Source organism: Mycoplasma sp. 11548, assembly GCF_055523555.1.
The window spans coordinates 1,091,492-1,113,409 of sequence record NZ_JBVFVF010000001.1 but is presented as its reverse complement, the minus strand read 5'-3'; the positions used below and the strand labels follow the sequence as shown (position 1 = coordinate 1,113,409).

Genomic DNA, 21,918 nt, shown 5'->3' with positions numbered 1-21,918 from the left:
ATGGCATTTTTTAAGAAAAAAGAACCACAAATTAATAACGATCAAACAAATGATGAACAAATTGCTATTTTAAGTAAAAACAGTGATGTAAAGATAACATATAAAAATATCTTTGATATTTTAGACGTAGATCAAGGTAGCAAAAGAGTTATAGTTGATCGTTATATAGCTAAAAAATTGTTTAAAGCAGCGAAAAATAAGCGTTTAACTGACGAAAACAAAGATCTAAAAAATAGTGAGAATGCAATAATTGAGGTTAAAGATGTAAGTAAATATTATTTATCAGGAAATATCGTTACCAGAGTTTTAAAGAATATTTCTTTAACAATTAATAAGGGTGACTTTGTTATGATTTATGGTAAATCAGGTAGTGGTAAAAGTACTTTGCTAAACTTAATTTCAGCTTTAGATAGGCCATCAAAAGGGAACGTAATCGTTTGTGATACAAACTTACCTTATTTAAGTGACCTTAAATTAACTTTATTTAGACGCGAAAATGTTAGTTTTATCTTCCAAAACTATAATTTACTACAAAATTTATCTGGTTATGATAATGTTGAAACTGGTGGCTATTTACAAAAAAATAAAGAAAAAAAACTTGATTTACATGCCTTATTCACTGAGTTTGATATGGATGATGTTAAATACAAATATCCAGCACAAATGTCAGGTGGACAGCAGCAAAGAATTTCTATTTTGAGAGCAATTGCAAAAAATTCTCCTATTATCTTTGCTGACGAGCCAACAGGTGCCCTTGACGAAAAAACTACTCAATTAGTTTTAAGTTATTTATATGATATTAACAAAAAATATGGTACCACAATTGTTATGGTTACCCATAACCCAAAAATTGATAAAATAGCTTCTAAAATTATTACAGTCAAGGATGGAAAAATTCAAAAGGAAAGAAATAACCCAAACCCAATTCATCCTAAAAACATAAACTGGGAAAATTAATTCAAAGCACCACAAAATATTTTGTGGTGCTTTTTACTGTAAATTATATTTTAATTTTCTTCTTTTAATTCTTTTAAAAACCATGGCATATCATAAGTGTTAGGATTATATAAATAAGCCTTGAAGAGTTGTGAGGCTAATGATCGATAATTTTGTAATGAAAGAGGATGCTCACGGTCATAATTAACACCAAAAAAATTGTAATCTCTTAAATCATAACTATAAGCTATAGAAAAAGTTGAATCACCATAATATTCACTACTTCCAGCAGTTAGAAGACCAAAATAATTAAAACTACCATTTTTAGAAATGTATAAAGCTGATCCTGAAGAACCTTGACCTCTATAAATATGTGAATAATAATTTCTTCATCCAACTGCAAATTGGTTGTCTTTAATTCACTTTGGTCTTCGCGCAATGGAAGCAGAAAATTTATTAAAAGGAAAACCAATATTCGCAGCATCCCAAATCATAGGAACTGAAGGAATTCTAAATTTAGAAGGAATATCAATTTCTAAATTTGCTTGTTTTATAAGTCTTTCAAATCGTAATACCTGGTCCATTAACCCTTTACTTCTAACAATTTTTATTTTTTCTAATACATCTATTGAATAAACAATAATATCATGTGGTTGCCTAATTGCCTTACCATCTTTTGATACTTGTTCGTCAGTTACTCATATTATAGATGGATTATTATAGGTAAACCCATGAGTTGTTCAAATATTTCGGCTACGTTCTAAGTCATTACCATTTAGTAAATAACTAAAATGATAATGACGATTTTTTGCCTCTTTTAAGAAGTTTTGATCGATAATATCACTTCATGACTTTGCAGCAGCAGCCTCAGGGATTATATTTTCAACATGTGAATTTGTGGCAAATAAAAAAGTAAAGTCATCAGGATCCTTATTGGCCTTAGCTAATAAGGAGACCCCCCCCTGTTCTATTAAATACATTAACTTTTACTGACCTCAAGTATGCATTATCCACAACATCTCAGTTAAGCCATTCCTCTAATCGCATGTATTCAGCATCCATTTTGTATCCTTCATGTAATTTGAAGGATACATTTTGGTTTGGTTGATAGACATCACGGTTAGCTAAATATTCTCAATCTGAGAAAATGGTAATGGGTTGGTTGAATTGATTATATTCCATATGATTATAATCAAAACGGTTTTGATATATTCCAAAATCTTCTAATTCTTCATCATTTGTATATTGAATGCTTGCTCTTACGGCAGCAGGCAATATTAAAAATGCCCGATGTTTTTCAAAAGTTTGTTGAAAGCTAATTTGAGATTCAGGTTCATCAATAATTATTTTATATGAATTATCTTCCATATAGATTTTGAATTCAATACCAGTTGTTTCATTTCAGGTTAGACTTACTATATATTTAAAGGTATTTTTAGCATCAGTTTTAGCTTCTTTAAGATATTTAATAGTTTTAGAAGCAATTAATTCATCTAAATTAATGTTAATGGCAATAGCATTTTCTGTATTACGAATCCGCTGATTTCTTTGATCATCATTAATTAAAGAATTAGCATGTATAATAAATTTAATATTTCTATTTCTAGCATTTGGTTTAAGTAAGGTTTGCTCAAGATACTTACGTTTAAAGGTTCATGATGCAATATTAGTACGAGTGTTTAAATCTCATAATAAATCATCTCACATTGGTTCAATTACACGCTGGCGGGTAATTGAATTTAGCGAATCTTGAATTGTTCTTAAATTTGAATTTCTTCATGCAAAACTTTCGTATAAATTATTTGTTTGACTTAAAGCAAATCCTTTTATTTTGTATCACGTATTACCTTGAATTCATTTATTGCTTTTATCTTGGACCTTAAAGCTGATGTATGCTTGGTCACCAGAAATACGTTTTATAGAATTTATTTTGAAGATTTCTACTGGCAATGAATAATTTTTATATTCAATTTCACCTTGTACATTAGTTTTTAATTTAATAACTTTTTCTAATCCTGCTAAATCATCTGATCATTGGTCGGCTGTTTTAGTTGCCAAAAATTCATAATTAATATCTAAATCACTTAATTTAATATTGTTAACCATGATTTCTGGGTAGTGGTGTTGTTGGTAATCGTTAACTAAGTTTATTAAGGTATATTCTTGCTCGTTGGTGTATCTAATTGATTGATCAGTTTTCTTAATTCATCCAAGTTTAAATGACATACCACGCTTACCAACACGTTTTACATCATATCAAACAGGGAAATAATCTCCTCGTAATGTGCTTATATTTGTTGCATTAACCTCTATATTTTTATCATAATATTTGTTATCTAATGGAACATATGCTTTATCATCGTGATTTACACCTTTATTATCTGTTCCTGTATTATTAATCAACATTAAATATTCCATGTTAATAAATGCTTTTTGGTCAATTAAATCTTGAACATTGATAAGTCTAAAATCAGGTTCTACTTTAGTTGATGAAGTAAGCCTTAGGGTAAAGTTCGATTCATTAACTGAGTTAATTAAATTAATAATATTTTGATCTGGCATTATTGCATCTTTAAAGTCTTCTGCAGTAAAGATTTCACCTTTAGGCTTTAAGTCAAAGAAGTTAAGTAATTTGAAATTGTTAATTTTAATAGGATTTTTATAAATATCTTGATTATCATCAATTGGCGCTTCAACTCCATATTTTTTGTATCAGAGAATTAATTGTGCTGTTCCGTTTCAATCATCAATATTAATAACATCTTTAATAAATAATTCATATTTACCAAATTTAGGCAAAATATATGAATCATTGAATGCTTTGATTGCATCAGATGCAAGGTACATTTCATGAGTGGTTTTGGTTTCAGGTTTGAATTGCAATGAATTGAAAAATGTTGCTGAAGTTCCTTCAAGGATTTCAAAGATCTTTGTCTTATGTATTTCATCAAGATAATTTTGGTATGATCCTTGATTATTTCAAAAGTCTACTTTATGCAGTGTTGGCCGTTTTATTTCTCTTATTATTTGGTTATTAAATAAAACTCTTAACGTTACATATAATTGTCCATTTTTATATTCAAAATCATCAAGAAATTGATAAGTAAAGAATTTGGAAATTTTTCTTGATTTATGTTTAAAGTATGAAAGTTTATTTTCAAAACTTAAGCTTAGAAAATCACTTTCTTTTAATTCTTTTAAATTATCATAATTTACATTAAAATTCTCATCAATGTGCCAAAGGTTAATTTTGTCAATGTATTGAGTAACATCTCTAGCGAATGTTTTGGAGAAATTATAAGTGTAGTTTATGCCTGGATTAGGTTTCAATATTACTTTAACTTCTACATTTAAAGTATTTCAATTGCTTGGGTCTAATTGTAAGTTTGTTATTTGATAATCAATATATTCATTATCATGCACATCAAAGAATAACTTTGTATTTTCAAAAGTATATGATCCTGAATATGAATATTTTTCGAGGTCATATTTTTTACCTAATTCATCATATTCAAATTTTAGTTTTTCACCTGCATCATCTTTGAAGTAGTCTAGTAGTGTTTTGGAATCTTGCTCCTTGTTTTGTTTTAGATTAGTATCAAGAGTTTGATAAGTTTGTAATAAAGTTTCAAAAGATTCGATATTTGATTGCATTGAAACTAGCGAGATTTTATCTAATAAGCCACCTGTAAATAATTTATTATATTTTGCTTTTTCTTTGTAATAATCTAAAACTAGTTTTTGTGAACCTTGGTATTCATTTTTAATATATGTTTCAATGCTCGTTAGTTTATTATTAACTTGTGCAAATATTTGGAGGAATTTAGTAAATTCTTCGTTAAAGGTATTTAATGATTTAAAACTATAAGTATTAAGTAAATCTTTCAAATCATCTTTGTTATTTTGTGTTAACTTTGCTTCTTCTATTGTTTGAATTAAAGAATTTCTTAGTTCAACAACTTGGCTTGTTTCAAGGTGATTTAGTTTTGCCTGGAATTGATAAATACCCTCTAAGTTATAAATATTTTGAATCTTAAATATTAATGATTGTTTATCCAGAGGCGAAATATTTGAAGATTCAACAGTTTTAAACAACCCATTTTTAGCGTTCTTTACATCATGTGCTATTAGATTATTTTCAATAATGTAATTAGTTATTGAAGTAAAGCTATTTTCCAATCCTTTATTATAAGAAGATAGATTATTTATCGACAGGTTTTCCTCAAGAAATATTTTTGCATTATTTAATTGTGCAATTAAAGATTCGTTATTTAAACTAAATGCAAATGTAAACAACTTATTTAGTTTTGTAATATTATTATCAATTTCTTTAATCAACTCCAAAGGATTCTTAATTTCTTTATTTAAATCAAATAATTTATAAATTGCAGAATTTAAAAAGTCTTTAACAACTTTATTACTAAGATTAAGTTTCTTTGCTTCGTTTACGAACTTATCTAATTCTTTGTTTTTCTCAATTACTAATTCATTGTATGCTTGAATATCAGAATGAGTTTGTTTAATTTCTTCTAGTAATTCATGAGTTAAATTATTTAGGTTTAATGAGGTTGTATTAATAATCTTGTCATATTTTTGGAGTTTTGTTTTAATTGAATTAAAGTTTTTGTGGTTAAGATCAATATCTGAATAAAGACTTTCAAGTTTAGTATCTAAGATATTGAGATACTCAGTTGCAAAATTGATTAGAATATCAGCTTTATTAGCTGAAATAGGTTCTTTTGTTTGTGTAATATTATTTTGTAATATATTTAACTGTTTTCTATTTTGATTATTGAAAAAACTAATTATTTTTCGATAATTAGGATCTTTTTCTTTATCTTCTTTTTCAAGTCTTTGAGTACTATTACAACTCATTACTATAACTGGTAGCAATGTTACTAAAGGGATCATTAAAACTAGCTGTTTCTTTTTATGCATAAAACCTCACATTTATTTATTGTAATTATTTTACAATAAATAAAGAAAAACCTGTATTTTATACAGGTAAGCAAAATATTATATGTAGTTTATTTTAAATAGTTTTCCTCTAAATACTTAGCTAACCCAGATTCAGCACAAGTTAGCGGTAATACTTGATCTGCTATTTCTTTTAATTCATCTGTTGAATTAGCCATAGCAATTAATTTACCAACTTTATTTTTAGTTGAAGCATCATTTCCGCTATCACCAAAGTGGATGGCATTTTGAGGATCTATTCCCTTTAGTTTGCAATATGCTACTTCTGCATCACCTTTAGAAACATTGATTTTGGTAATTTCTAAAATATTATTTGAACCACTAAGAGTAACTTCTAATTTGCCTTTATATTTTTGGCCTCATTCAAGAGCAAGTTTTCTGATTTTTGATTTTGAAATTGACCAAACTAGTGCCTTGAAGATCTCAAAATCATTTTTATATTCTGAATATTGTTTGGCTTGTTCCTTACCAAAACCCATTCAAAATTTATAAAAATTATTTTTAACAAATGCATGTTCTTTTGAAGAATTAAAAACAACAAAACATTTGTTCTTTTTAATATCTTCAAAGAGTTCTTGGGCTACTTCTTGTTCGACCGGAAAACTAGCAATAACTTTACCATCTTCAACAATTTTTGCCCCATTTCAAGCTATATAACTATTATTACCAAGCAGTGATACAATGCTTTGTGTCTTTTGATTTACACCTCTTCCAGTTGAAACAACAACTGGGAGTTGTTTTTGCAATTTATTTATTACATTAATTGTATATTCAGTAGGCATTCGTTCTCAGAATTTAACACCTGGTCCATCTAATGTTGTTCCGTCTAAATCAATAAAAATTATTTCAGGTTTGTTCATGTTAATATTATATATTAAAAAAGATCTTAAAAGTTGTTTAAAGATCTTTTTGTAAATATTTTTTGATAAATTGTCCTATGGCACCGGTATTATGATCACCAATTACTTCTTTAGCGACTGCTTTAGCATCTAAAGTAGCATTACCCATTGCAAGCCCATAACCTACATTTTGGATCATTGACACATCATTTCCGCTATCTCCAAATGCTACAATATTTTGAATATCCACATTTAATGAATTTGCTAAATATTTTAAGGTATTTCATTTTGACACATTAATTCCGTTGATATCTGAATAAATTGAATTTGTTAAATATACTTCGCAACCACTTTTTTTTAAAGCAGCGGTTAATTGATTAGTAGCATCTGCTGCTTTATGAATATCGTTACGCAAAGCAATTTGCGTAATTATTGTACCTGGTTTATAAATATTGTCTCAAACTTCTTGTTTTGTTGAAGGAGCATAATATGTATCACTTTGTACGTGAGTTTTTGTTGCTCATTCACTCATATATTCATCATGAATTAAAGTTTGATTTTTATCTATTGTATCAACACGCAATAAGATTGATTTAGTTTCAATAAAAATATTATAAATAATTTCCATAACTTCCGGTTTAATACTTTGAATTATTTCGTTTTTTCCGGTTTTTGGGTCATGAATCATCGCGCCATTTGAGCAAATCAGAAAATCAATTGAAGACAAATCATTATTTTTAAAAAGTGGTAATATATTTGACAAGCCACGCCCAGTAGCCACAACATTATAGTGACCTTGTTTTTTAACTAACTTTAAAGCTTCAATAGTTTCTGGGTGAACATAATTTTGTTTTGTTAATAATGTTCCATCTAAATCAAATGCAAATATTTTTTTCATTATTTAATTACCTCTAAGCCATTCATATATGGTACTAAAACTTTAGGAATTGTAATAGATCCATCGTGGTTTTGATAGATTTCTAAAATAGCTGCAATAAGACGGTCAACAGCCATGGCTGAACCATTCATTGTGTGAGCATATTCATTTTGCCCTTTATCATTTTTAAAACGAATCATAGCACGGCGAGCCTGAAAATCTCCCATATAGCTCACACTTGAAACCTCACGGTATTTTTGTTCAGAAGGTAATCATAGTTCTAAATCAATTGTTGTTCTTGCTGAAAAACCAAGATCACCAGTACATAATTGTAATAAACGGTGTGGTATTTCTAGTTTTGTCAATACATCTTGTGCATCTAAGACCATTTGCTCAAACTCACTAGTAGCAGTTTGCGAATTAGTTACTTTAACTAATTCAACTTTTTTAAATTGGTGTTGGCGTAAAATTCCTTTGGTATCTCGTCCTGAACTTCCTGCTTCTGATCTAAAACATTCAGTATAAGCTGTTGCTTTAAATGGTTTTGATAGATCTACCACCTCATTGTTATAAATGTTTGTTAAAGTTACTTCTGCTGTTGGTATTAAATATTGTGAATTGTCTAATTTATATAAATCTTCTTCAAATTTGGGTAATTGACCAGTACCAAATAAAATATTATGATTAACTATAACTGGTGTTGTAAATTCTTGGTACCCTTTAGTTTCGTGTAAATCTAGCATAAAATTAATTAATGCACGCACTAATTTAGCCCCTTGGTTTTTGTAAATAACATACCTTGAACCTGATAATTTTACAGCTCTTTCAATATCAATAATATCAAGTTTTTTAGCAATTTCGTAGTGTGGCAATGTACCAGAAACTAATCCCCTCCCTAATGTTGAATATTCTTTTAAAACTATATTGTTTGTTTCGTCTTCACCAACAGGAACAGATTCCAAAGGGAGATTTGGAATCTGTGCTAAAAGAGATTGTATCTCGTTATTTAAATCATCAGATTTTTTAGTTAAGGCTACTTCTTGAATTTTTACATCATCAATTTGCTCTTTTAATTCAGATAGTTTATCAGGTTGATTTTTATATTGGCCAAATAACTTTGATAATTTAGTTAATTCACTTTTTTTATTTTGCGCTTGGAACATAAGATTTCCACGGCTTTGTGCTTTATTTAGTAAATCATCAAATATTGCAAGGTCAAAGTTTCTGCTTTTCAAACTTGCTTTAACTTTCTCAGGATTTTTTAAAATATTTTTTAAATCTAGCATTTTTCTCGCTTTCTCTTTTAATTATAATAAATAATGTATAATTTAGTTACAAAATTTCAGCGAAGGAGAAAAAATGCTAAAAATTTTATTATTAGATGGTGCACTTAATACAAGTGAAACATCGTATTCCACTGCAACAATGAATCATATTGAATCATTATTTGCAAATGAAAAATATTCTGTCAAAAGAATTGATTTAAATCAAACTGAATTTGCTAAGACAATGTTAACTGAACAAAACTTTAAAACATATTGAAATGATATAGAAAGCGATAAATGGATTAAAGAACTTAAGGAAACTGACTTATTAGTTATCTCAATGTCTATGATTAATTTTGCACCAACTAACACAGTTAAAAACTTTATTGATGCTATTGCAGTGGCTGGTAAAACATTTACTTATGAAGGCGCAACATCAGCAATGCCAATTGGATTATTAAACAAACTTAATGTATTAGTAGTTGCTTCACAGGGCGCAGGCTATGGAACATATACATGAGGTGATCATATTAAATGATTAAAAGGAACTTTTGGATTTTTAGGATCAAAAAGTGTTAATTCATTTGATATCTTAGGAACCAAAGTTACAAGTATTGCTAGTCAAAGTCCACAAGAATATGTTGAATCAGTTAAAGGACAACTTGAACATTTAGTTACAGAAATTAAAAGCAAATTATAAAAATCAAAAAACAAACCACCAGGTTTGTTTTTTTATCTAAAAAGGGTTAAAATGTCGTCTTTTATAGTCGTAAAAAATACTTGACATAAAAAATATTTTTATTGTATAATATAAACACGCTTATATTACGTATATATCAATTTATTTTAATTTATAAGGAGGCAAAATGAGCAAAAGAACTTACCAACCTAATAAACGTAAACATGCAAAAGTTCATGGATTTAGAGCTAGAATGAAGTCTGTTAATGGTAGAAAAGTATTAGCTAGTCGTAGAGCTAAAGGTAGAAAAAGACTTACAGTTTCAGATAACAAATAATATTGTTAAATTATGAAAAAGAAATTCCGACTCAGCAAAAATTGAGATTTTGAAAAAATAATTAATTCTAAAAAATATATTTCTAATGATACATTAATTATTTATTATCAAAAATCAACTGAATGTAAAATTGGTATTACCATCCCAAAAAAATTTGAGGGTTCTGTTGGTCGTAATTTTTATAAACGGCAATTAAAGTCGATCTTAAGAGAACTAAACGTTTTTGACCTTAAGTATCATATAATAATTATTGCTCGTAAAAAGTTTTGTGAAATTAGCTACAATGATAAAAAGGTAGCTACACAAATACTTTTTAAAAAATTAAGGAATTATGAAAAAAACACCGCAATTTAGTTATTTTTCTAATTTAGAAAATGATCCACAAAAAAGAAGAAGTGAATTAACAAAGAAAATTTGAAAAATTGTCAAAATCATTCTTTACTTATTTGCTTTTTCTATTACTATAACAGGCTGCGTGCAGTCCTTTGTTTTAAAAACTTCATCAAATGTAGGTAATAGTATCGAGTTTTACCGCCGTTCTGAAGATATTGCACCAAAACTTAATACTTTTAAACCTAAAAATATAACTAACACTTCAACTTACACCGATGCTAATGGTGAAACTGTTAAAGATAAAAGTATAAACTTAAGTTTGGATGTCTTACAACAAGATGCTGATGTCAACGTATTGGTTGATAATAAAGATACTTTAAAAAACCTTAGTAAACAAACTATTGACAACAAAGGTGTTTATGGAAAACACGGAATTTTCATGACTAGTATTGGAGCTGAAGGTATTAAAAGTGAAGATTTAACAAAACTAGGTTATTCAAAAATAGATAATGAATCTAATATTATTCAGAAAGATAATAAGAGTTTATTCAGAAGTGAAAGTGAACTTAAATATCAATATTTACATGATCCTAGTTTAGATGAAAATCAAATTTTAATTTTTAGTTATCTTCCTGATCAAAATTCCCCATTTTTAGCCTTAAAGCAAAAAGAAATTAAAACTACAAATTCTGCTGGTTCTGAAGTAACTAGAAGATATAATGAAGTAGATGAAAATGGGAAAATTGCAGTTTCATTTATTTCAGGATTACAGAAAGTAGATTATGTTTCAAAAGAAGCATTAGACTCTATTACTGGTGCAACTGATCAAACAAGGAGTTTACTTAACCGTGCATTTGCAAGAGATGTTTTACAATTCTTCTATGCATATACATTTGGGAAAGATAGTAAATTATTACAAAGATTAAACATTGTAGCTCAAAAAGAATATAAACAAACCTTTCATTCATTTAATGACTATTATAGATTCTTAGTATCTAGAATCGAAAATAAAGATACAAAAATACAAAATAATAATGAAGAGTTATTTAAAATAACCCAAGAAGAGTATGCAATTATAAATGCTTACCATGAAATAATTTATGCTTGATTAATGCAATTTGGTATTGTTCCAACACGTGTTTCAGGGAATGCATATAAAGCAAGAGTTTCTGAATTAATTACTTCATCTACTAATAAATATGACGAAAATAAATATACGATAGAAGAATTCATTGCAGAATATAATAAGAATGCTCCGCAAGGCGAAGCTAAATTGCAAACTAATATTTTATTAGGTGGCGATTATCCTGTTCAGCCGATTTATACATGAGGCCAAGCATGAACATATGGTCCATTTTATGGTTTATTAGTCTATCCTTTATCTGTTGTTGTTCAATCATTAAGACAAGCAATGCCGGATATGGATGGTTGGTCATCAATTATTGCTATTTTAATTGCAGTTATCTTTACTCGTTTACTTGTGCTAGCTCTTTCATTTAAATCCACAATTATGCAATCAGTACAAGAAGGGTTAAGAAATAAAAAAGCAGCTATTGAAGCTAAATACATGGGATTTGAAAATAATAAGGCCATGAAGATGAAAAAAAGTCAAGAGCTTCAAGCTTTATATAGCAAATATAATATTAATCCACTTGATCAATTTGCTAACATCTTCCTGTCAATGCCAGTATTCCTCGCGATGTGGCGGGTAATTCAAGCTATTCCAGAACTTAAAGAAACATTCTGGCTTGGAATTAACTTCTCATCTGTATCATGACAAAAAGTAACTAGCGGGAACTTTGTGTATATATGGATTTTAGTTGCTGCAATTGTGGTACAATTAATTTCACAACTTATACCTCAATGGTTGAACCGGAAGAAAAATAAGATTTCTATGACTATTACGGAAAAACAAGCCTTGAAAAAATCAGAAAAAACCCAAAAGTATATGATGATTATTTTTACGGGTATTACAGTCTTGTTTAGTGCCGGAGTTCAAGTTTACTGATTATTTGGTGGTTTATGACAAATAGGACAAGCATTAACACTTCATAAACTAAAGCAAACCAAATGATTTAAACAAAAGTATAGCAAAAAATTAGCCAAGTAGCAACCCAAAATATAAACTAAAAGTATTCATTTTTGAATACTTTTTTTTGTTTTTAAATTAAAAACACAACAATATTTTTACTGGAAATAACAGTATAAAGGGCTCAAGGGTTAAATTATTTTTCTTATATATTTAGTATAATTACTTTGGTAAAGCTTCAATTTAACTTTACCAAAAGGAGCTAAAATTATGAAAAAAAGTTTTAAAAAGGCTTTTGCTTTGTTATCTACTTCATTAGTAGCACTGCCTATTATTGGATTAAGTGCTAATACAAATAAAAGTAACGATACTGCATATTTTGATAAAACTGTTACAGAAAATGGTAAAAAATACCATGTAGTAAATGTTAGTTTTGCATTAAAAGATAATGAGATAAATGACCTTAAATCAATGTATTCATTTATTAGTTTTACATTAGAGCACCCTAATATAAGTGGTGGAGATAATGTAATGTATTTAGGATACACAAATAAAGTTGAAGAAGTTACAACTAGTTTTAAAGCAACTGGAGCTAGGCTTGAAAATGGAAAATTTAATGAAGCTACAAAGACATATTCACTAGATGTTAAATTTGCGGGTGAATATGCTTGAACAGCAGCAAACTTTAAATTCGAAATTGGTCTTGGTGGTAGAGAAATTGCTATTAAACCAACTAGACGCCATGTTGTAAAACAAACTGCTTTAGACAAAATGAGCCATGGCGAATTATTAAAATTAGCAGCAAGTGTAGAAACTTATAAACCAGAGATTAAAAAACCTTTTGAATCTGCCGTAAAAGATTTTGCTTTTATCCCATTAGATGAGAAAAAAGTAAATACTAGAAATGCTTCATCAAACATACATATTAATGCTGTAACTGGTAAACCTTTTGTAACATTACAAGCTACAAAAGAATACTTAGATATTCTTCCTCATTCGCAACACTTAGGATTAGTTCCTAATTTACCTTTATACCAGGTAGTTATACCAAATAACCATAATTTTTCAGAAGATCCAAGTAGAAAACTTTACTTAAATATGACAATTCAACAAGAAGGGCAAAGCACTGGAAATGTTTCATATGTAATTGAAAAAAATAAAGCATCTCTTATTTCAAACCTTGGATCAAATAAGAGTGATATAAGTTTATATACTAGCACATATAAATCAGATGATGAATTAGGTTACATAACTTTCCAACTATTATTAGGAAAAAGATGAGACCCTTCAAAAACAAGAATTGTTATGTCATTTACAGGGTATAGAAATGGATCATATTTTGATGTTGCTGGTAAAAATAGAAAAACTGGTGATGTTACACTTACCAAATGACAAGAAAATGAAATTTGGAGAAGAGGAACTTGAAATAAATATGTTTCATTTGACAAAAGTGTTGTAAGTAGTACAGGTAGATCAACCAATCAAAATGATCATAATGGCAAAGAGGTAACAATCGAACTATCACACCCAGATACCCCAAAAACTACTATGAAATATAAAATCAATAATGATAAATTAGAACCAGTTAATGGAGTTGCAAACCAAGTTAAATTTAAGGCTTATGTTAAAAATGGTATGAAATTAGTTAATGGTGATAAACTAGGATTTTACGTTGAATTTAGTAGTCTATTTGATCCTACTAAAGCAATCATTAAAGTAACTTATAATAATAAAACACAAGAAGTTAAAATGCCAAATTTCTGGGGTTGATTTGGGGATAACCCTAGGGATACTAAATAAATTAAAATATTCGCATTAATTGCGAATATTTTTGCTTTTACAATATCTTTTGTTTTGTCTGAAAAACATAAAAAGCTTTTTCAAAAAAAAAAAAAAAAATATATATAATTTTTTTGAGAAAACTGATATTCAACTATCAATAATTTAGGAATATTATTAATATTTGTTTTACAAATTAGTTTTCTTAAAAATTATAAATGTAAGAAAGGATGTGATATGAAACAAAACAAACTAAAAAAGTTAATCTTACGGCCTATTTTTAGGCTACTAAGTTTTGGAACTGTTTTGTCGACCCCTTTTTATAGTGGTAGTTTCAAAACTTTTTATTTATCTTCAAATATTAAAATTGACAAATTTGAGTTTAGAGATCAGCTAATTTTTTCTAATTCATTTGGGACGGGGAATACAAATGAATTAAGGTATATTGATAATAAATTTGAATTGAAAATTTTGTTAAATCTTGATATGGAAACCGAGGATGAAAATATTATAACGAGATTTAATAATGATTTCATCACAAAAATTAATAAAAAGAATCTTAAATACCTATCAACTATAAAAAGTTCAACTATGCCTACAGTATGGTTATATTTTGAAAATGAAAAAGACAGGCAAATATTATTAAATCATATAAAGAACTGGAAGGAAGTTTTCAAGTTAATAATATATAAAAATGAATATGCTTCATACAGAGTTAATAACGATATGTACGAGTGGATTTTAAATCCAACCCCAAATGAAAAACAGTATATGCGTAAATATATACAAAATCAGAATAATGTTGAAAAATACATTGCAAGTGTAGAAAAAAATTTAGATATTGTTAATAGTCTAGGTTACGACAGAGTAACTGCACATGATAGTAAAATTGGGATTATGGAAATTTATCATCATGATTTTGATTATACTTATGAGGGTTTTTTTGGCGAAAACCTTTATTTAAAAGAATCACAAGCTAGAGTAATACACAATGGTCCTAAAGGACATTCTACAACTGTGTCTCTGATTGCTGGTGGTAAGCATGGGGTTGATAAAACTTCAAAAATATACCTTTCAACCTTTAGTACTGATGGTGAATGAAATGAGTATTTAGAAAAGATGGTGAAAATTGATGGTGTTAAAATAATCAACCATAGTTATTCATTCAAAACACCTGACTACAACGAGAATTCTTATTTCTTAGATTACCTTGCCCGTAAGTATGGAGTAATTCATGTTATGGCAGTTGGAAATATTGATTTAGATAAAGAAAAAGAAAGTAAAAAAATATTGGCTATAGGGGATAATTTATTGGCTTTAAATTCTGTTTTAGTAGGATCTTTGAAAGAGAATGCTTCAAAAAACACTCTTAAAACTAACCAAATTGCGACATATTCAAATTATAGGCTAAAACAAGAATATGATGACCTTGCAAAACCACTAGTAGTTGCGCCAGCTGAATTTTACGAAATTGCATATGATAAAAATGGATATGGTGTTGGTACTAGTTATTCGTCGCCACTGGTAGCAGGTTTAATATCTAATTTATTAAAAGCAAACCCAAAAATAAATAATTCTGAATTTAGAGTTCCACTAGTAAAAGCTATTTTATCAGCTTCTGCGATTACTCCAAAATTAAGTGGTTTGTCATATAAAAATAATGGTTATGAGAAAAAATATGGAGCAGGTACAGTGGATTTTAAAGGAATGCTTCAAGCAGCAAACAATTATTATGTTGCAAAAGTAGATCCTACTAATCGTAATAGAAATGTTTTAACCAGTAATCCTATAACTCTTCAAAAAGGTCAGAATATAAAAATTTCAAGTTCGTGAACATTTAATGCGGGATTACTAAAAACAAAAGAAGAGAAACCAAAATACACCCCTAATACAAATTGGTGGAATTCATTTATAAACTTTTTTAATAGTGCTCGAAAAGATGCTCAGGAAAGATCAGAACGCGAAAGGGTTAAAAAGGAAACAATTGATTGAAATTCAACACATAAAAGTGAGTGGCAATTAAATTTAGATACAGTTTTAAAAGATAAAGCTAATAAATGGTTCACAGATTATAATTTAGTACTTCAAAAACTAGATAGTCGTGGTAATTGACAAAATATTATAGTTAAAAGAGTAATAAATACTAATGATGAGATCATTAATTATAATGTTTTAACTAATGGAACATATAGATACTTAGTGCAAAAAAGAACTTACTCTGAATCAACTAATTTAGCAGCTGATTTAATAGCAGTAACACACCTGGTAAGAAATGAAAATTATTAAAAAATTAGTTTTATCATCCATTTTATTAATACCTCTATCAGTATTTTCTTGCTCACAGAAAGAAATTGATTACCCACCTAATTATATTCTAGATCCTAAAGAAGATGAAAAACCTTGGAACGAAAAAACTTGGACACTTAACGAGAATGATATTGACAGTATAGTTACTAAAAAAATAAACGAAGAAGAACACAAAAAAATATCCAAAGAACTAGCCAAGGAAGAAGCAAACTATGTAACTGAAAGTGCTTTTCTGCCTCCAAAAACAACTAGAATTAATAGTAATAGTGAAAAATCTTTACCATCACGTATTGAGTATAAAACGAATAGCAAATTTTTTATAGACAATGATTTTGTTAGCCCACAATTTATAAAAATCAGTACTAAAGAAAATTTTAACAACTATATTATTAGCAATGCTAAAAAAGTACCAAGTTTTGAAAATTACCAAGATGAACTTGAGATAAAAGAACTTTTTGAGAAATTTTATTTAAAAAACAAAGATGTTTTTAATATCCTTCAAAAATTTGATATTTATATTTTTCCATATACCGAAGAACATAACTTAATAAAAATGGAATTTAACAACATGTTTTTTGTATTTCAAATTCGTGATATTAATAAAGAACCTGTATGGACTAGTGGATGAGGTGGGCCTGTCGTTTGAAAAGTAATTTTACTACCAAAGGACATAACTGTAACAAAGCGAATATATAATAGCTTTGAGGATATAAAAAAGTGATACAATGATGTTTATCTCCCTAATAAGAAAACATAATATTTTAAAACCTAATTTATTTAAATCAGATTAGGTTTTTTGATTTTGTAGTTTGATTATACCTCTACAGGTTTAAAAAATTTTTTTATTGTTTAGAATTATCATAAGCAGGTAAACTAGATAAAGTGGTGGCCCCTTTTTTACCAGTTACAAAATGACGCACTATTTCTTGTTTAACATCATTTTCTTTAACTAAAGTATTTTTTGAGTATTTGGTGTTTATTTATTGTGAAAAAGATAGGTCATAATTTGACCACATTAATTAATACTTTAAATTATGTTATAATTTATATATAGAATTTTTAATGTTATTTAAACAATTAAATATATTTTAGGTAAATTTAATAAGGAGATTTTTATGCTAAAGAAATTAAAATCATTATTTTGACTTTTTATAAGTTTTTCAGGGCTATCTGCTTTCTTTGTTCCTAAAACTTTAAAACAAATTGTTACAAAAGACTGATATGATAATTTAAATACTAATAAGTTTGAGATTCGTGGACAAGGTATAGCAGCTGCTTTATCTGAAGATAATCAAGTAGTAAATATACCAGTTAATAATGATTATGAACTTAAATTATTATTAAATCCTGGTTTTGAAACTCAAAATGAAGATTTAATAGCTAGGTTTAATTTTAATTTTATAAATAAAGTTAAAATAAATGATTTGAGATATAAATCATTCGAAACTAGTGAAATATTCCCAATTGTTTGGTTCTATTTTGAAACAGAAAAACATCGGGAAAGTTTTGTTAATTCAATAAAAAATTGAAATGAAATTGAGAAATTTATTCTTTTTGAGAATAAAGTTAATAAATTTGAAGCAAATAAACTTGATCCACCACGTGAACTTCTAGATCCAATACCATATGAATTAATGTCTCGTAACTTTGATCCAACAATTTATAAAAATAAAAATTATGAAAGTTTTATGGATTTATACTTGCAAAAATTTATTGACTCATCAAATAAAAACGCCTCAATAGTTAATGCAACTAATTATTTCAATAATAATTATGTTGGTAAAATTGGTGTATTAGAATATTGAACTAATAACTTTGATAGAAATTACGAGAAATATTTTAAAAATGGGATAGAAATAAATGATATTAATGCTTATATTAAAGACAGAAAAAATTCTCACTCTACAATAGTTTCACTAATTACTGCAGGAGAATATGGTATAGATAGATCTTCTAAGGTATACTTATACACAAGTAACCACAGAGATGGACATTGGAATAAAACGATCCAGAAAATGATTAAAGAAGACGGCATAAGATTAATAAATCATAGTTATGGCCCACTAATGTCAGTAAATATGAATGGAAACGAAATTGATAATCGAAATTATTTTTCAAGCTATAATGAAAATGCTTATTTTCTTGATTATGTATCACGTAAATATGGTGTGATAAATATCTTTTCCGCGGGAAATAATGGCAATAATAGTAGGCACTTAATATCAGATTATAAATTATCTTTTAATTCTATAATTGTGGGGGCACTAGAAAATAATGCTACCAAGCAAAATTTAAGATCTAATAAAGTTGCAAATTATTCTAACTATCAATTATTAGATGAATTTAGCAATATATCTAAACCGTTAGTTGTTGCACCTGCATATTTCTATAACCCAGTTTATGAAAATAATAAGTATTCTTTAGGCACAAGCTATGCTGCACCAGTTGTTACAGGACTAATTTCTAATTTAATGAAATATAAATCAGATATAAGAAATTCTAACAACAGAGTTGCAATTGTAAAAGCAATTTTATCAGCATCAGCTGTTAGTCCTAAACTAACTGGGTTTAGCTATAAAACAAGTGGTTATGAGCAAAAATTTGGAGCTGGAACACCAAATTTTAAAGCAATGCTTGAAGCAGCTAATTATTACCAAGTTAAAACAATTAGTCCAACTGAAGCAAGTCAAATTGTTTTAAGAAGCGATGAACTTAAATTACGTAAAAATCAAACTATTAAAATTTCTAGTTAATGGATGTTTAATGCTGGTATTTTAAAATCTTTAGATTCTCCACTTAATTCATATTATTCATTACAAAATAACAGCTATTGAGAAAATAAATTAAATCGTTTAAGTATTTCAAAAATAGTAACAAACGAAACTCCTTATACACCTTGAAATAACCCATATTCGACTTTACCAGATACTCATAATGATTATTTATGACTTAATCAAGAAGAAGCAAAGAAACGTCAATATGATAGATGGTTTACTGATTATGATTTAATCTTACAAAAGAAAGATGAGACTGGAGCTTGAGTTACAGTTAAAGGCGTTTATACTGTTTTAACTAATGATGAGTTAATAGAACATAAGATTACCGAATCGGGAAGTTACAGATATATAGTTACTAAAGTATCGACAAATTCTTTTGCAAATTCTGTTGATGATATTGTTGCACTAACACATGTGGTACGAAATGAAGATTATTAAGAAAATTTTGTTATTTAGCCCAATTTTAACACCTTTATTCACCTTTGCATGTAATGCAAAGAAACAAGGTACAATTAAAGAGACTACGAAACCAATAGAAATAATGCAAGTCAAAGATGAACCAGCACCTAAACAAGATCCAAATTTAAATCAAAATATTGTGTCAGATAAAGAAAATAAAAATTCAAATCAAAATATTGATAAACCAACATTAAATGATAAGATAGAAAAACCAAAAGAACCAACCGAAGAAGAACTCATTAACGAAATAGAAGAAATATACAAAGTTATTTATCCTATATATCAAAAATTTACCAACATTGCAGTCTTTGTCCCTAAAGAATGATTAAAAGAAGATCAATATACACTAAAAATAGAATATAAACAAAAAGATTTAGATACTTTCAATGAGAATTTTTTAGATAAATCATTGCAACCAAAAAATCCTGAAAATTATTTAGCTAAAGATTCATATATGATAACTTCAAAAGATGATTTTAATATGTATATAATAAATAGATTTAAAGAGTTAAACCAATTTAGTGATTATAATGATGCTGAAAAGATTAAAAAACTTTTTGAAGAATTATATTTAGATAATAAAGATGTTTATAATATTTTAGATAACTATAATGTAGTTATAACTACTGTACGTAGGGATAGGTTTTCCGATGGAGCTGGTTATATAATCCCAATATATGATAATAATAGAACTAACATAACATTAATAACAGGTCATCATGAAACTTTTATACATTATCACCAAACTGATGTATATGATCCTGCTCCTTCTGTAAAATGAGAAGTTTACTTAGTAAAAAAGAAACATGCTGTAAAATACAGCATAATATTAAGAAAAGAAAATGAAAAACTTCTTTCATTTAGAGATAAGTTTGTTAAATGATATAAAGAAGTATTTAAAAAGCAATATCAATAATTTATAATTTAAGGAAAAAATGTTTGGAACTACCCAAACATTTTTTATATGGATTATGCTCTGCGCTAGGACTAAAGAATTTAACTTCGACAAATGCATGGTCTAAATCACCTGTTACTTTTGATTTTTTCTCTTCTGGTGCATTTGATTTAAAGTATGATTGTCACAGTTGAACCAACTTGTAGAGTATCATTATTTTTAAAATATCTACCATTTGCATGTCGATTTTTACTAACATTTTCTTTGGTTAATTCATTTCTTGCACTAACTCATTCAACTTTCATATATTTAGCTTTAATTGGTTTAAATTCAATGGCAAAAGCTGAAACATTGTTTGCAATACGAATAAAAAATTTATCTTTATCATTATTAGTAAAGGTTCTTGAACCACTTGGTATAGAATTATCTTCTATATTTAGATAACCGCTAGGTAAATCAAATGAATTAATTTGGACAAAGTCATAGTAATGTTGATGTGATTGATTTGATACTGGGGTTCATTGTTCTCCATCTTGAGAGTAAAAAAGTTTAAATTGTTTAGGAATTGTATGATTATAATTTAATCCAAAATTCTTTTGTGACCCAGATGTTCTTAAATAAAGTTCTACTTTTGATCATTCTGCTTCAACTGCTTCTGTGTTTTTGCTAGAATCACTTTGTGATTGTGTTGCATTATTAGTTTTATAAAAGACTAAAAAAAAAAATAAAAAATATTTTGACTTTTATTTTTTTGTGTTATACTATTATCAGTGGTTAAAGCAAGAGGGATCACCTGATACCATTCCGAACTCAGTAGTTAAGCCTCTTTACGCCGACGATAGCCTAAAGGTGAAAATAGGAAGCCGCTATTTTTTTATATTTTTTTTCATTCTTCAATGTATGGAAATTGTTTTCCAGCAACTTCGATAACTGAATAATAATCTGGATTAACATTTATAACTTTTTTTATTTTTGTTAATCCTTCATTTGAATCAAAATATAAAAGAATTAATAAATCAGGATTTGGTGAATATAACTTATTAATTAATTTAAATAAGTTATATTCAATTTTTTTGTTATACTTTGTGTTAACAACCAAGTTATAATTAGATTTGGTTGTTTTTATTAATAAATTTAAATAAATTTTTTCATTATTTAAGGCAATATACGGCATGGTGTTTTCAGCCGCATAACTGCGGTTTCCAATTAAAACATTATTTTCTAGAAATAATAGTGTAGTTAAGGTTTCTAGATTTATGACTACTTCATATGGCTGTGAAGTATTTTGGTTTAAAGCCAAACTATTAATAGTTTTAGAAAAAAGCGAGTAAATAAATTTATGTTTTTTAGCTAATAAATCAAAGGCACCAAGAGTGTCTAAAAAATTTCTTGTTTTCATGTTTATAATTATAATTATAAACGTACACTT

General features: G+C 27.6%; 18 protein-coding genes and 1 rRNA gene. 12 read left to right on the top strand and 7 right to left on the bottom strand.

Annotated elements, in window-relative coordinates; genetic code table 4:
* On the top strand, positions 1 to 957 hold the full coding sequence (locus AC0B4K_RS04580) for an ABC transporter ATP-binding protein (RefSeq protein ID WP_465103976.1): 957 nt from the start codon (positions 1 to 3) through the stop codon (positions 955 to 957).
* A gap of 50 nt (positions 958 to 1,007) precedes the next feature.
* Here AC0B4K_RS04580 and AC0B4K_RS04575 read toward each other — a convergent pair whose 3' ends face one another.
* The 5 genes from AC0B4K_RS04575 to serS all read right to left on the bottom strand — a co-directional run bounded on the left by AC0B4K_RS04575 (position 1,008) and on the right by serS (position 8,915).
* A complete protein-coding gene (locus AC0B4K_RS04575) occupies positions 1,008 to 1,916 on the bottom strand; it encodes a hypothetical protein (protein WP_465103975.1) in 909 nt (302 codons plus the stop codon).
* Positions 1,876 to 5,874 carry an MGA_1079 family surface serine endopeptidase gene (locus AC0B4K_RS04570; RefSeq protein WP_465103974.1) on the bottom strand — a complete coding sequence of 1,333 codons (3,999 nt, stop codon included), beginning with the start codon at positions 5,872 to 5,874 and terminating at the stop codon, positions 1,876 to 1,878. The genes AC0B4K_RS04575 and AC0B4K_RS04570 overlap by 41 nt, the downstream gene beginning before the upstream one ends.
* Positions 5,875 to 5,963: 89 nt before the next feature.
* On the bottom strand, positions 5,964 to 6,773 hold the full coding sequence (locus AC0B4K_RS04565; RefSeq protein ID WP_465103973.1) for an HAD-IIB family hydrolase: 810 nt from the start codon (positions 6,771 to 6,773) through the stop codon (positions 5,964 to 5,966).
* Positions 6,774 to 6,810: 37 nt separating this feature from the next.
* Positions 6,811 to 7,650, bottom strand: coding sequence for a Cof-type HAD-IIB family hydrolase (locus tag AC0B4K_RS04560; RefSeq protein WP_465103972.1), 840 nt, complete (start codon positions 7,648 to 7,650; stop codon positions 6,811 to 6,813).
* Positions 7,650 to 8,915, bottom strand: a complete 1,266-nt coding sequence (serS, locus tag AC0B4K_RS04555) for a serine--tRNA ligase (protein ID WP_465103971.1) — start codon at positions 8,913 to 8,915, stop codon at positions 7,650 to 7,652. The genes AC0B4K_RS04560 and serS overlap by 1 nt, the downstream gene beginning before the upstream one ends.
* Before the next feature lie 73 nt (positions 8,916 to 8,988).
* Here serS and AC0B4K_RS04550 point away from each other — a divergent pair, with 73 nt between their 5' ends.
* From AC0B4K_RS04550 to AC0B4K_RS04505, 10 genes are all read left to right on the top strand, one after another.
* On the top strand, positions 8,989 to 9,594 hold the full coding sequence (locus tag AC0B4K_RS04550) for an FMN-dependent NADH-azoreductase (protein WP_465103970.1): 606 nt from the start codon (positions 8,989 to 8,991) through the stop codon (positions 9,592 to 9,594).
* A 166-nt stretch (positions 9,595 to 9,760) separates the two neighbouring features.
* Positions 9,761 to 9,910, top strand: a complete 150-nt coding sequence (rpmH, locus tag AC0B4K_RS04545; RefSeq protein WP_465101868.1) for a 50S ribosomal protein L34 — start codon at positions 9,761 to 9,763, stop codon at positions 9,908 to 9,910.
* A gap of 12 nt (positions 9,911 to 9,922) precedes the next feature.
* Entirely contained in the window at positions 9,923 to 10,264 is a 342-nt protein-coding gene (gene rnpA / locus AC0B4K_RS04540) for a ribonuclease P protein component (protein WP_465102061.1), read from the top strand.
* Positions 10,242 to 12,353, top strand: a complete 2,112-nt coding sequence (yidC, locus tag AC0B4K_RS04535) for a membrane protein insertase YidC (RefSeq protein ID WP_465103969.1) — start codon at positions 10,242 to 10,244, stop codon at positions 12,351 to 12,353. Before rnpA ends, yidC begins: the two co-directional genes overlap by 23 nt.
* Before the next feature lie 189 nt (positions 12,354 to 12,542).
* A complete protein-coding gene (locus AC0B4K_RS04530; RefSeq protein WP_465103968.1) occupies positions 12,543 to 14,072 on the top strand; it encodes a hypothetical protein in 1,530 nt (509 codons plus the stop codon).
* 216 nt (positions 14,073 to 14,288) lie between these two features.
* Complete coding sequence (locus AC0B4K_RS04525; RefSeq protein ID WP_465103967.1) at positions 14,289 to 16,337, top strand: S8 family serine peptidase; 2,049 nt, start codon at positions 14,289 to 14,291, stop codon at positions 16,335 to 16,337.
* On the top strand, positions 16,324 to 17,115 hold the full coding sequence (locus AC0B4K_RS04520) for a hypothetical protein (RefSeq protein ID WP_465103966.1): 792 nt from the start codon (positions 16,324 to 16,326) through the stop codon (positions 17,113 to 17,115). The genes AC0B4K_RS04525 and AC0B4K_RS04520 overlap by 14 nt, the downstream gene beginning before the upstream one ends.
* Positions 17,116 to 17,473: 358 nt before the next feature.
* Positions 17,474 to 19,111, top strand: a complete 1,638-nt coding sequence (locus AC0B4K_RS04515) for a S8 family serine peptidase (protein ID WP_465103965.1) — start codon at positions 17,474 to 17,476, stop codon at positions 19,109 to 19,111.
* Positions 19,112 to 19,114: 3 nt separating this feature from the next.
* Positions 19,115 to 19,573, top strand: a complete 459-nt coding sequence (locus tag AC0B4K_RS04510; protein ID WP_465103964.1) for a hypothetical protein — start codon at positions 19,115 to 19,117, stop codon at positions 19,571 to 19,573.
* Positions 19,560 to 20,510 (top strand): hypothetical protein, encoded by a 951-nt coding sequence (locus AC0B4K_RS04505; protein ID WP_465103963.1) that lies wholly within the window; start codon positions 19,560 to 19,562, stop codon positions 20,508 to 20,510. Before AC0B4K_RS04510 ends, AC0B4K_RS04505 begins: the two co-directional genes overlap by 14 nt.
* A 149-nt stretch (positions 20,511 to 20,659) precedes the next feature.
* Here AC0B4K_RS04505 and AC0B4K_RS04500 read toward each other — a convergent pair whose 3' ends face one another.
* Positions 20,660 to 20,794, bottom strand: coding sequence for a hypothetical protein (locus AC0B4K_RS04500; RefSeq protein ID WP_465103962.1), 135 nt, complete (start codon positions 20,792 to 20,794; stop codon positions 20,660 to 20,662).
* A 461-nt stretch (positions 20,795 to 21,255) separates the two neighbouring features.
* Here AC0B4K_RS04500 and rrf point away from each other — a divergent pair.
* Positions 21,256 to 21,361, top strand: a 5S ribosomal RNA gene (gene rrf, locus AC0B4K_RS04495).
* Positions 21,362 to 21,363: 2 nt separating this feature from the next.
* Here rrf and AC0B4K_RS04490 read toward each other — a convergent pair.
* Positions 21,364 to 21,888 carry a hypothetical protein gene (locus tag AC0B4K_RS04490; RefSeq protein ID WP_465103961.1) on the bottom strand — a complete coding sequence of 175 codons (525 nt, stop codon included), beginning with the start codon at positions 21,886 to 21,888 and terminating at the stop codon, positions 21,364 to 21,366.
* Positions 21,889 to 21,918: the final 30 nt, after the last annotated feature.